8 protein-coding genes are annotated in these 13,289 nt (G+C 63.6%); 4 read left to right on the top strand and 4 right to left on the bottom strand.

Annotated features, from left to right (window positions below; genetic code table 11):
- Positions 1–8: 8 nt before the first annotated feature.
- A complete protein-coding gene (locus LDH74_RS09750; RefSeq protein WP_226042307.1) occupies positions 9–1,949 on the bottom strand; it encodes a DEAD/DEAH box helicase in 1,941 nt (646 codons plus the stop codon).
- A gap of 88 nt (positions 1,950–2,037) precedes the next feature.
- On the opposite strand from LDH74_RS09750, the gene LDH74_RS09745 reads away from it, so the two are divergent.
- A complete protein-coding gene (locus LDH74_RS09745; protein WP_226042306.1) occupies positions 2,038–2,220 on the top strand; it encodes a hypothetical protein in 183 nt (60 codons plus the stop codon).
- Here LDH74_RS09745 and LDH74_RS09740 read toward each other — a convergent pair.
- Positions 2,213–3,172, bottom strand: coding sequence for a transcription initiation factor IIB (locus LDH74_RS09740; RefSeq protein WP_226042305.1), 960 nt, complete (start codon positions 3,170–3,172; stop codon positions 2,213–2,215). The genes LDH74_RS09745 and LDH74_RS09740 overlap by 8 nt on opposite strands.
- A gap of 820 nt (positions 3,173–3,992) precedes the next feature.
- Between LDH74_RS09740 and LDH74_RS09735 the strand changes: the two genes are divergently transcribed.
- From LDH74_RS09735 to LDH74_RS09725, 3 genes are all read left to right on the top strand, one after another.
- The gene (locus LDH74_RS09735) at positions 3,993–4,586 is read left to right on the top strand and encodes an ArsR family transcriptional regulator (RefSeq protein ID WP_226042304.1); all 594 of its coding nucleotides are present in this window, start codon (positions 3,993–3,995) and stop codon (positions 4,584–4,586) included.
- Positions 4,587–5,170: 584 nt separating this feature from the next.
- Positions 5,171–6,997 (top strand): asparagine synthase-related protein, encoded by a 1,827-nt coding sequence (locus LDH74_RS09730; RefSeq protein WP_226042303.1) that lies wholly within the window; start codon positions 5,171–5,173, stop codon positions 6,995–6,997.
- 288 nt (positions 6,998–7,285) lie between these two features.
- Entirely contained in the window at positions 7,286–9,322 is a 2,037-nt protein-coding gene (locus LDH74_RS09725) for a right-handed parallel beta-helix repeat-containing protein (protein WP_226042302.1), read from the top strand.
- Between the two features lie 110 nt (positions 9,323–9,432).
- Here the strand turns inward: LDH74_RS09725 and LDH74_RS09720 are convergent, their stop codons facing one another.
- Together LDH74_RS09720 and LDH74_RS09715 are read right to left on the bottom strand one after the other, a co-directional pair.
- Positions 9,433–10,593 carry a glycosyltransferase family 4 protein gene (locus tag LDH74_RS09720; protein ID WP_226042301.1) on the bottom strand — a complete coding sequence of 387 codons (1,161 nt, stop codon included), beginning with the start codon at positions 10,591–10,593 and terminating at the stop codon, positions 9,433–9,435.
- 191 nt (positions 10,594–10,784) lie between these two features.
- Entirely contained in the window at positions 10,785–12,602 is a 1,818-nt protein-coding gene (locus LDH74_RS09715; protein WP_226042300.1) for a hypothetical protein, read from the bottom strand.
- Positions 12,603–13,289 lie beyond the last annotated feature (687 nt).

The raw sequence follows: 13,289 nt of genomic DNA, 5'->3' as shown, positions 1-13,289 counted from the left end.
CTGTTCCGTCAGTCCTCGCCGCGCTCGACGGCCTGCTCGCGGACCGTGATCCCCTTGCGACCCAGATGCTGAAGCTGTTTCCGAGCGAAGTCCTCCTCGCGCGTTCCTCGAGTCGCGAGGACGTAGACGAGCGCGCCGCCGGCGGGACGCATCGTCCGCCCGGCGCGCTGGGTTCCCTGCCGCCGCGAACCGCCCAGGCCGGAGGCGACGATCGCCAGATCGGCCGTCGGCAGGTCGATCCCCTCGTCGCCGACCCGCGAGATGAGCAGGAGATCGCGCTCGTTCCGGCGGAACTCCTCGAGCAGCCGCCGCCGTTCGTGGTGGGGGGTCTCGCCGCTGAGGAAGGGCACCTCGAGCGCCTCGGATAACTCGCGGCCCTGATCGAGATAGTCGACGAAGACGATCGTTTTCGCGTCGGGGTGGGCCGACAGCAGGTACCGGACCTCGTCGATCTTCCCCCGGTTTTCCGCGGCGATGCGGTACTTCTCGCGGCCCTCGGCCGAGCCGTAGGCGTTGGCCTGTTCGTCGTCGCCCCACGGCACGTAGCGGATCTCGAGTTCGGGTTCGGCGACGAAACCGGCCTCGAACAGCGCCTCCCAGTCGGTGCCGATCGGCGGCCCGACGAGGGTGAAGATCTCGGTCTGGCGGTCGTCTTCCCGGATGGGGCTCGCGGACAGGCCGAGTCGGTGTTTGGACTGCAGGTGCGTGCTCCGCCGGTACACGTCCGAGGGGACGTGCTGGCACTCGTCGAAGATCACCAGCCCCCACTCGCGGTCGTCGAACAGCGAGCGGTGGCGATCCATCCCCGCGATCTGGTAGGTGGCGACGGTCACCGGCCGCACTTCCTTCCGGCCGCCGTGGTACTGGCCGATCTGGTGGGGCTCGAGCGAAGTGTGCTCCCCGATCGCGTCGGCCCACTGCTGTGCGAGATCCCGACTCGGGACTAACACGAGCGTCTCGCCCTCGACGTGGGCCATCGCGCCCATCGCGGCTATCGTCTTCCCGCTGCCCGGCGGGCCGACGAAGACGCCCTCACCCGCCTCGGCGAAGCGATCGACCCACGTCTGCTGGTAGTCGCGCAATCGCACCCCGAGGTCGATCGGCAGTTCCTCGCCGGAGGCCAGTTCGCGGTGGTCCTGAACCGGATAGCCGGCCTCGTAGAGGATGCGCTTGATCGCGGCCTCCGACCCCTCCTGCACCCAGTCCTCGGTCTCGGAAATCGGCGCGTGGACGTGTTCCTCGTCGAGTTTCTGCCGGGCGACGTTGCCCATTATCTCGGGACTCTGCGCCTCGAGGACGGTGTAGCCCTCCTCGTGGGTCACCAGCCGGAACTGGTGGGCCCGGTCCCACTGGCTTTCGACCCACTCCTCGAGAGCGTCCGACCGCTGGCCCAGCGCCTGCCGCATCGTCCGCGCGAGGTCCTCGAACGAGTCGTGAGGCGTGCCCCAGATATCCGCCGGTCGAACGACGTAGCGGTAGCCCTGTTCACCGTTCGCATCCGCGAGGTGAGCGAACTGCGATAGTTGCGCACGCGTGAACTGGTCGGGCCGATCGACGACGATTTCCCGCTGTTTCGGAAAGACTACCACTCGTTCGCGGTCCGTCAGGTCCTCGAGCTCGGTCGGGTACCAGACGACGGGATCCGTCGAGACGGACAGTCGCTCGAGTGCGCCGCGTTCGGCGAGGGCCTCGAGTCGCTCGTTCGCTTCCTCGTGGGGGAGCTCGAGGGCGCGGGAGACGGCCGCGGCGGTGAGAACGGGCCGTCCCTCCTGCTGGCTGGCGTCGTGGAAGTCGGCGATGGTGAACTCGTCGGCGGTGGGTTCTTCGGCTGCGCCGTTCTCCTCGCCGGAATCGCTCTCCACGCCGGCGTCCGTCGGCTCCGCGTCGCCCGCCGCTGTGGGCTCGCTTCGCTGTTCGTCGGCGGGCGTCGAAGAACGTTCGTCGGTCACTGCCCGGTCGTAGCGGCGGTGGGGGTAAACCGATTTCGCTCGCCGATCACGGCCAACAGATATGCTGGATGAGAACGTACGTCGTCGTATGTACCGCGCGATCCTCCCCGAAGGTCAGATCGTCTGCGAGCGCTACGATCACACCGACAACGGACTCGAACTGTACGCCGACGACGACCGGTTCCTCGCGTTCGTTCCGTACAGCAACCTCCACGCGCTGCTCGACGAGGAGGTCTACGAGGAAGACGAGAACGACCGCTCGATCATGTAGCCGGCTGTTGGTCGATCGCCTCGAGCTGCTCGCGATACCGGTTCCGAACCGTGACGACGGTCGTCTGGGCGGTGTCGGCGACCGCTCGCTGCGGGATGGTTTCGTCGCAGAGCAATCCGGCGGCGTAGATCGCCGCGGCGGCGAACCCGGTCGGTGACTTGCCCGAATGGAGCCCCTTCTCGGTCGTCAGATCGATGATCTCGACGGCCTTGGTTTCGACATCCTTGTCGACGTCTAGATCCGAGCAAAATCGCGGGACGAACTGCCGAGGGTTCGTCGGCTCGAGGTTAATATCCAATTCGTCCGCAATGTAGCGATAGGTGCGACCGATCTCGCGCTGGTCGACGCGTGAAACCGACGTTACTTCCTCGAGGCTCCGCGGTATGTCCTCTTTACGACACGCGGTGTAGAGCGCGCTGGTCGCGACACCCTCGATCGATCGCCCGCGGATGAGATCCTGCTCGAGCGCCTGTCGGTAGATGACGCTCGCGGTCTCCTTGACCGGCTTGGGGACGCCTAACGCGCTGACCATCCGATCGATCTCGGAGAGGGCGTATTTGAGGTTTCGTTCGCCCGCATTTTTCGTTCGAATTCGTTCCTGCCAGACCCGGAGTCGATGGAGTTGCCCGTGTTTGTCGGCCGACATCGAGTGACCGTTCGCGTCCTTGTTGCGCCAGTCGATGGTCGTCGTCAGCCCCCGATCGTGCATTGACTGGGTCAGGGGCGCACCGACCCGCGAAAGTTCGTCGTGCTCCTGGGCGTTGAACGCTCGCCATTCCGGGCCGTAATCGATGGGATCTTCGGTGAGAACGAGGCCGCACTCCTCACAGACCCGTTCGCCGCGGTCCGGATCGTGGACGATCGTATCGGTCTCGCAGTCTGGACAGAGACCAGCCTCGACCGCCTCCGACTCCGATTCGGTGCTGGCGTGATCGATTATAGACCGCGTCATCAGTATCCGACCGAAACCGTGCAGTCACTGTAAGGGGTTCACATGGTTTCGCGGGAAACACCGACTTACTATTCTGACGCCTGACTGTCAGGAAGCGTATTCACCGGATGGATTCGGGGAACGTCTCCGCGACAGCCAGTAAGGAGTCGCGTCGCCGACGCTACACCGAGCGGCGACGACCGACGCGACTGTCACTCCCTCGAGCAAACAGCTGTGACGGTCGCGTCGAGACCGTGTCCCATCGGTCGTATCCGGGTGAAACGGCCGTCACCGGTCGCTTCGACCCGCATTGATGTATGTGATCGCGACGCATGAAATGGGGGGATCGTTGACTCGAGCCGCCAGCGTAAATCCCTCTATTCGGCGTGTAAACCCGTCGTTCGTGTATGAACTGTCGATCGACTTTATATCCGCTGGGCCGAACGATCGGTATCGCTGCCGTGTTGTTACTCAGTTCCCCGAGTCGCGTCGGTATCAGACCCGTTCTCGGTCCGCGTCTCCGTACGCTGTCGATACGCGCCCACAATCGATCGGTACCGACCGACTTCGCCGGCGACCGAGAGCGGCTGTCGCGACGGCGAGAAGTCACCACTGTGACTCCTTCGGGAAGCCGTTCCGTACGTCCTTTGCAGCCGGTGCGAAACGTGGCCGTTTTTAAGAGTATCTCTGTTGGTGTTCAACTTGGTGTGTCAAACGTGATTTGGACCCGCCGTTCGAACGTACAGCGGTCACCGTCGAGCCGATGCTCCGGTGGCTTTTCCTGCCGGGTACTGGGGACAACGAACGCGAATGGGGTCGCTACGATCGGAGGATCGCGATAATGTCGTCGGTAGATACCTCACTTCCGGACGAGATCGCCTCGGTCACCGACGAGACGGACGAGCGGCTCTCGAAGGACGTCATTTTCGAGCTGTTAAAGAACCGCCGTCGGCGAGAAGTCCTCGCGTACCTTCTGGACGCCGACGAAACGGTGACGCTCGGCGAACTCGCGGAACAGATCGCCGCCTGGGAGAACGACACCGATATCAACGCCCTCAGCTCCGACCAGCGAAAACGAGTCTACGTCGCCCTCTATCAGACCCATCTGCCGAAGATGGACGACGCGGGTATCGTCGAGTACGACCAGGATCGGGGGTTGATCTCGCTCGCGGACAACGCCGACCTGTTGATGATGTACCTCGATACGGATACCCATCGACAGGATCGGTGGGATCGGTGGTACGCCGGGCTTAGCGTGACCGGCGCGTCCCTCATCGGTGCGGCGTTCCTGGGGGTCCCGCTCCTGTCGGCCGTGCCGATGACCGTCCTCGCCGGCCTCGTCGTCGCCGCCTTCTTCTGTCTCTCGACCGCTCACGTCGTCCGGAACCGTCATCACGAACGCAACGTCGACGGAAAGCTCTCTCGTATTGAGTAACCCCACGTCCACGCGGCGGCGGTCCCGTCCGTGGCTGCAACGAGTTCGCGTTGGGACCTCGCTCCTCGAGCGACGCGTTCGTTGATCTCCTGCCGATTGGACGCCGATCCTCTGCCGATCGGACGCCGATCCGTTCGTCCGGTCGGGGTCCGTGTTCGTCGCCGTACTCGTCACCATCTCTCCCCGTGATCGCGCTCGCCGCACGCGGATGGACGACGGGATCAATCCGCTCTCTCATGGCGGTCTCCCGTCGGCCGCTAAGAAGGCTTTTTATTACCCGCTTCCGTACATTCAACTGGCTCCCGACGACCGTCATCCAGTACCGGAACAGTCGCGTGCCAGCAGCTGTTCTCGGCGCGGGAGCCTTCTAACGCGAACGGCTTGGCCGGTGCGCAAATTTCGTGTTTCAGTGGCTACGATACCGTCTCGAGTCGGTTGCCCCGCAGGCGATCGCCCGGGACGGCAGGCGATCGAACAGAACTCGCGCTTCGGGTCGACCGCAGCCGATTACCGCTTTCGGTAGCCACGATCTGGCGGTCATAAACGCGGCCATTACTATGCCGCTGACTCTCACGTTTCCTCACATGGTTGGCATCACTGGGCGAACGCCGGATGCGGACGACGGAACGTTCGCCAGATCGCTCGAGCCGCTCGTTCACACGGATCGGTACGAGGCCGACGTGGTCTTCGAATCGGCGTCTCGTTCGGTCGGGACGACGGCGTATCCCGAGTATCCGATCCGAATCGTCGAGAACGACGAGTACTGGGTCTGTCTCGAGGGCCGGATCTACGACCGCGACGACGAGACGCTCGAACGCGAACTCCTCGAGGTCGCGGCGCACGTCCTCGCGGCCGACGGCGACGACGAGTTCCTGACCGAATGGGTGCTCGAGACCGACGGCGAGTTCCTGCTCGTCGCCGCCGACAAGGGAAGCGACCGGCTCGGCTTGCTCAACGATCCGCTCGCTCGGCTGCCGACGTACTACTTCCACGACGGGGAGACGTTTCTGTTCTCGCGGGAACTGCGCTATCTCATCAACGAGGCGCCGATCGAGGGGTTCGATCCGATGGGCGCCGCTCACTGTCTCCTCTTCGGCTACTCGCTGGGCGACCGGACGCTGATCGACGGGGCGAACCGGCTGCGTCCCGGGACGAAACTCACCGTCGATCCGGAGCGCGGCGCGATCACGGAGACGACGCTCCACCGGTTCGACTTCGGCGAGCCGGCCTACGCGGATCGGAGCCGCTCGCGAAACGCCGCCGAACTAGTCGATCGGTTCGAACGGGCCTGCCGCCAGCGGTCGGGCGACGGCACTCGCGACGTGATCTCGCTGAGCGGGGGGCTCGACTCGCGGTCCGTGCTGGCCGGGTACCACGCCGAAGGGATCCCGACGACTGCGGCGACGATGGCCTCCGACGAGTTCGTGCCGCCGTCCGACGTCGAACTCGCTCGAGAGCTGGCCGACGAGTTCGATATCGACTGGCAGCGCTACGATGTCGGGCCGCCCGACGGGTCGGATCTGGACCGGATTATCAAGACGAAAAACGGACAGATCGGTCTCCTGACTTCGTTCATCCTCGACTTCTTCCGACAGCTTCGGGCGGAGTACGACGCCGGCCTGACCTACGTTACCGGCGACGGCGGGGACAAGGTACTTCCCGATCTCACTCCCGCGACGCCGATCGACGACGAATCGGCGCTGGTCGACCACGTCATCGCGGAGAACTGCTTTCTCTCGCTCGAGCAGGTGGCTCAGATCACGGGGCTCTCCGTGGACGCGATTCGCCGGAGCGTTCGTGATCGGCTTCGACTGTACCCCGAGACCGATCCCGACGCGAAGTACGTCCACTTCCTCGTCTACGAGCGCGGCGTCAACTTCCTGTTCGAGGGAGAGGACCGGAATCGGTTCTTCTTCTGGAGCACGACCCCGTTCTACTCGATCGATTTCTTCCGGTACGCGATGAACTGCCCGCCCGAGCAGAAGGCCCGCTACAACCTCTATCGCTCGTTCCTCACGGAACTCGCGCCCGCCGCCGCGGCGTTGACTCACCCCGATTACGGCGTCCCCGTCGCCTCGACTCGCCACGAAGCCGCGGCGTTCGTCGACGACCTGCTGTCGCGGTATCCACGGGCGTTCGACGTCGTGCGCCCGATCGTCAAATCGCTCAACGGTCTCGACACGGAGTCCCAACTGAGACCGAGCACGGTCGACTGCATTCGAACGCAGATCGAACAGTGCGAGGCCGTCGACGACGTGCTCTCGACCGACGAACTCCACGCGTTCCTCGACGCGTACGCGGACCACGATCGGCTGTCGGTCTACCGCCTCTTCGCGCTCACCTCGTTTATCGACGATATCCACTCCACGGAGAGCGTCCTCGAGTCGCGGCGGGATGTCGTCTTCGGCTGACTGTCTCGTTTACCTGTTCGACAGGTGAGTCGTCAGGTCACAATTCTGGTGTACGCGTTCGTTTCCCCGCTTCTGACAGTTCCGATACCGCTACTATCTTTATACAATATTAGATGTTGATGAGTAAATACATCACCCCGCCGCAGCCGTCTGGTTTTCAATATAAAAAACCGTGATCGAATTGCGTAATTAGAGAAAAAATCTGCGATGATATAATTAAAATCACAAAATCTTACTGATATTGAGGCAGGAAAGTTTATGGTCGGGTAGTGTTCTCTCACAGATCGCATGGCACGCGACGAACCGGTACGGGACACAGACGGTCCCGCCGAACCGACAGTTAGTGACGACGAACAGAACGAACACAGTATACTCGACCGACGATCGTACCTGAAGTTAGCCAGCGCGACGGCCGTCGCAGCGGGCGTCGGGACGACTGCGGCGAGCGCGGCCGACGGTGACTACGAGGTCATCGAGGCGCGCGGCCAGTCGATCAGGATCGACTCGGGCGAGACCTGGGAGAACAAACTCATCGACTTCGGCGATCGAAACAACATCACGATCGCCGCCAAGGGATCGAACTGGACGATCCGGAACATCGGCTTTACGGGCACTATTCCCTACAACGAGACCATTTTCGGAGTCTGCGATTCCGGCTCCGGAACGTCGGTGATTGAGAACGTCTACTTCGGCGAGTCGACCGGCGAACAGCCGAGTAGCGAGCGCTCGATCTGCATCTGGGTCGACCCCGACCACTCGGGACACCTGGACGTGACGAACGTCAATTTCAACGTTCCCGGAAATAACGGTATCTACGGCTCCGCGCCCGCCTACAACGGCGACGGCGGGACGATCGCACTCGAGGGCTGTTACGGCAACGACTGCCATCACACCGCCTTCCGAATCGGTGACTGTGGCATGTCCATCGAGGACTGCGTGAGCTACAAGAGCGGGACGCGCGCGGCGAACCGCAACATCTGGGTCTGGGAAGGCAACTACGGCGGCGGCGCGACCGTCCGCAACTCCCACTTCATCACGAACGGCACGGGCGGCTCGGTCGTGACGAACGGGAGTCCGAACCTGACGCTCGATAACGTCCACACCGACGACGGCCGCGGCGACGGCTCGAACCCGCAACACTTCGTTCCCGACGGCTGTCCGGAAAGCGGCGAGGAAGCAGCGAGCGGCGGCAGCGGCGGTGGTTCGTCGAGTCCGCCCTCGAACGACGTGAGTGATGCGGACGAGGATCTCCCCGAGAACACTCTGACGGTCACCGGGACCGGTGACGCGACGGAGTACTACATCGAGACCACCGACGAACTCGTCGCCGATCCGAACGCCGGCTCGCTCGAGGTTCACGACGAGATCGACGGCACGAGCGCGTCAGGCTGGGTGACGACGTCGGCCCACGTCGACGGGTTCCGCTTCGTCGGCGACCTCCACGAGGTCGCGTTCCGACAGGGCTCGGCCCGCGTCGAGGTCAACGGCGAGGTGATCGACCCCGATCAGTACAACGGCGACGAACCCAGCCTCGAGAACACGCTGCTGGTCGACGGGATCGGCACCGCGAGCGGAACGAGTTACGAATTTGCGGTCTCGGGGGCCGTCGAAAAGGCGACCGTCGAGGGAGCCACGATCGACGACGAGGACGCCATCGACGGCGGTCACGTCACGGGCGGCGTCGCCGGCTGGCGCGACGGCTTCAGGTTCGGCGGCGATCTCGAGGAGCTCACCGTCGACGGCGATGCCCGCGTCCTGGTCAACGGCGAGCAGATCGACCCGGCCGACTACGGCCAGGAGCAGCCACACGTGCTGACGCTGGTCGGCAACGGGTCGTCCGCAAACTACGAGATCACGGTCGACGGCACGATCGAGACGGTCGCCGGCGACGATTCGGAGGACCACGCGACGGTATCCTCCGGGACCACGGTCGAGGGATCGATCGAACGCGGCGCTCAGCGCTTCCGATTCTCCGGGACGCTCACCGACGTTACCTTCATCGACGGCTCGGCACACGTCTACCTCGACGACCGGCGAATCGACCCCGATCAGTACGGCGAGCAGGAACTGCTCCCCAACGCCATCGTGATCGACGGCGCCGGCACCGACGGCGAGACGAGCTACTCCTTCGCTATCGACGGCGAGGTCGTCACCGCGAGCTACCGCGACGCGTCGGTCGACCCCGGCGACGAGATCGACGGCCGATCCGTCACCGGCAGCGTCGACGACGAACTGGACGCCTACTGGTTCGACGGCGACATCGCGGACTTCCGACTCCGCGGCAACGCGAGCGTCGACGTCCAGTACAACGCCCGAAGCGACTGACCGGTCTCGACCGGTTTTTCTGACGGAACCGTTCCTCGAGCGATCGCGTTCGGACCCTGTGTCCTGTGCGTGATCGCGTTCGCGACAGCGGTCGCGACCGTCCGCCGAGTTCAGACCGTGTCCGCCCGGATCGGCTCGCTCGACGGGCGATCGATCCCCTCGGTCGACTCGAGCGCGGTGCGACAGATTCGCTCGAAGCGCTCGGCTTGGGCGGTCCAGCGAAACGCGTCCGCGTCTTTGCGAGCCTGCGCACCGAGGCGCGACCGGAGCGACGGGGATTCCACGAGCATCGTCAACTTGTCCGCGAGATCCTGGGGATCGCCGGTGCGGGCCAGCAGGCCGTTCTCCCCGTTGGACAGGTAGGTCGTGATTCCCTCGAGATCGGTGGTGACGACCGGGAGGCCACAGGCCATGGCTTCCAGGTTCGCCATTCCGAAACTCTCCTGGTGGCTCGGGAGACAGAACACGTCGGCTCCGGCGTGGTACGCCGGGAGGTCGGGATGGGTGACCTCACCGTGGCAGATCACGTCGTCGTCGATCCCGAGCGCCGCGGCCCGATCCCGAATCCGGGTGCGCTCGCCCCGTCCGACGAAGTGGAGTTCCTGCCGTCCGTCGAGGGCCGCGACCGCCTCGAGCAGGTCGTCGATCCCCTTCGATTCGATGAGTCGGCCGACGAACAAGATTGCTGGGTCGTCGCTCTCGAAGGCGGGCTCGACACCGGGCCGAAACTCCTCGGGATCGATGCCGGGCGGGACGACGCCCTCGAAGTCGTAGCCGAACGTCTCGGTGAGCCGCCGGGCGGTATCCGGCGAGTTGGCCAGCAGCAGATCCGTTTGGGAAAACCGGTCGCGAAGCCAGGCCGCCGGGGTGACGGTCGAGGCCTTGTGAAACGTGTAGACGGTCGGCACGTCGACGAGGTTCGAGAGGAGCAGGTCGTCCAGAAACTGGGATGTACAGAGCACGTCGAGCCGTTCGTTCATCTGATCGATGACGTCGTTACGGGCCGCCCACAGCGTCATCAGGAACTTCTTGCGGTTCTGGGTACCGAGGGGATTGATCGAATCGATCACCCGGGAGGGATGGTCGTCGAACGACGGGGTCTCGACGATCCGCACGTCCGACTCGAGCAACACGGGGGAGAAATCACCGCGTCTGGTATACAGCGTCACGTCGTTCGTCTCGCTGAGTTCGACCGCCATCCGCTGCGTGTAGACGGCGATCCCCCCGGCGTGTCGCGTTCCCGCAGCGTCGTGATAGAACCCGATGTGCATGCGCCAGTAGACGCGTATCAACTGGTTTGTTATTACGCTCGTACCGACAGTACAACCCGCCTATCTATACCGCTGCGCGTCTGCTGTGGGGTTTCGCGGCGTGGAACTCCGAGCCGCGGCCGGATCGCTCGGCGTGCTCGAGCCTCCCACTCGAGCAACGGCGAGAGAAACGGAAAAATCGAGCTTCTATATTAGTGATCGCGCGCGTTGTACTGGACGTCGACGCTCGCGTCACCACGGAGTTGGAAGTCGGTGACGTCGCCGTCGAACCAGTAGGCGTCGAGCCAGTTGCCGACGGCGCCGCGAACGGCTCGCCCCTCGATCACGTCTTCGTCGTCGATCGAAGCGTTCCGGTACTCCGACTTGACGACCGCGCCGTCGATCTCGAGGGAGTACGTGCTCGGCCCGTCGGCGTCGACGCCGTCGATCACGAGGGCGTGTGGAAGCAGTTCGTGCTCCCCGTATTCGCTCGGATCGATCGATTCGCCGTCGACCATCACGTCCGCCGCGCCGTCGCTAAAGGTGAGGTCCGTCAGCGCACCCGAGAATCGGAAGGACTGGGTTTCGTCGGTGAGCGAACTCTGAACCGTCGACCCCGAGACCGTCGTCGCGTCCGTTTCCGGCTGCGCGTCCGTCGCGAGTTCGATCGATCCGTCGACCGTGATCTCGTAGCTCGTCGGCGTCCCCTGTCCCGCGACCTCGAGGACGTGTGGAAGCTGTCGCCCGAAGTCGGCCGGATCGACCGCCTCGTCGTTGACGAGCACCGTTCCGGGGCCGTCGACGGTGAGTTCCGCGAGGTCGCCGTCGAACCGGAAGGCGTCCTTCCAGTCGGCCACGCTGCCCTGCACGGTAGCGCCGTCGATGGTGTCCTCGTCGTCGATCGTGGCTCCCTCGTAGTTGGCGTGTTCGATCGCACCGTCGACTGTGAACTCGTATCTGGTCGCATCCGACGGATCGCCGTCGACGAGGAGGACGTTCGGCAGTTGCGGGCTCTCCTCGTCGCTCGTCGCCTCGTCGCTGGCTCCGCGGCTCGAGCCAGCGGATTCGGTGCCCGATGCGGCTTCCTCGGGCGTCGTCGGGACACCGTCGGGGATGGAGAGATCGGGCTCCCTCGAGACGTCGCTGCCGATGGAGACCGTGGAACCGTTCGCCTCCCGAATCTGTCCGCGATAGCCGCCGCTCCGGAAGTCGACGCTGCCCGCGGAACCGTTCGCGCCGGCCACGAGCGAGTACGGGTAGGGACCGTCGGCGAAGTGCGAGTTGCGGACGGTCACGGTGCCGCCGTTCCAGACCCAGACGGGGCGACCGTTGGTCTCGCCGTAGCCGCCGTAGCCGCGCCCGTAGTCCGTATCGTCGTTGTAGGCGACGCAGTCGACGATCTCGTCGTCCTCGCTCCCGCATCGGAAGGTGGCGACGCCGTTGTTCTTGCCGAAACAGCGTTCGAATCGGACGCTGCCGCCGTACGGCGTGTTGGAACAGTAAAAGCCGTTGTTCGGGTATCCCTGGACGTTGCAGTTGCGGAAGGTGAGATCCGCTTCGCTGTCTCGGTGCATGAACACGGCACCGGGGCCGTGAACGAAGCTCGCGCCTTCCTTCGTCGCGCCGTCGCCCAGGTAAATATTCTCGAAGAGGATGTCTCCCTGCCCGGCGTTGATCGAGATCATGAACGAGTCGCCGCGGTAGAGACCTTTGAAACCGATATTTCGAACCGCCGAGTCGGCTCCATTGACCATTATCAGAAAACTCTCTCCGGTCGTGAGGTCGATCAGTTTGTTCTCGTATGTTTCGCCGCGGTTGACCGTCACCGTCTGTCCGCGCGCCTCGACGACCTCGTAGTCGTCTTCGACGGCGCTCGCTGCTCCAGTTAGCGTCGCGGCCGCCGTCGTCGTACCGGCCAGCTTCATGTACGATCGCCGGTGTAGTAATACGTTTTTACTGCCGTCGTTGGTCGCCTCCGCGTCGGTGGAAGCGGACGACTCGTCGTCCAAAACCGAAGGGTCGCGTGCCATGCAATCAGGTAATTAGATACTACCGGCATAAACTTTCCGCATTTCTGCACTTAAAATTTACAGACTTTACCTATTATCTGTACTATTGGTAAAAGTTTGAGTGGCTTTTAATGTCGGAATTATATGTCTGGGAAATTCCCGCTTTTCTATGGGTATAATCGTATTACCAGGGAACGGGCGCCGAAAACCGGTTGATTCCGGGGGGCTTTCGCTGGTAATACGATATTACTCCGAAGACGATACTCCGAATACACCCGGAAGAAGCGATCATCTCCGCAGCTTTGCCCTTCGAGCAACAGGTACCTCGAATCCGGACGAAACGGACCAGAACAGTCGCTGAAAGTCACTGCACACCTGCACGCACGAGAGTAGCGCGGTTCGGAGCGAACGTAGTGAGCGAGAACCGCGGGGACGCGAACGGTGAGCGAAGCGAGCCGTGAGCGAACACCGCGAGCGAGAACCCGCACTGTGATCGAGAACCGCGGGTTGTGCGATCAGCGTGAAATCGTTTCGGTGACTCCCATACCCGTTATTGGAGCGACGGCTCGAGTCCGTGACGGGTATCGAACGAGAAGTCAAAAAAGGCGAGAGTGTGCCAGCGCGGATCGCGGGAGTGGACAGCACCGATCCGCACTGTGGAGGGAAGGTGCGTCAGTAGGGAACGGATCGTGTGGAGGGATGCGTCAG

Origin of the sequence: Natrinema sp. DC36 (assembly GCF_020405225.1) — an archaeon.
Taxonomy (GTDB): domain Archaea; phylum Halobacteriota; class Halobacteria; order Halobacteriales; family Natrialbaceae; genus Natrinema.
Note: the sequence above shows the minus strand (reverse complement) of the source record. Positions and strands in the feature narration are given on the sequence as shown.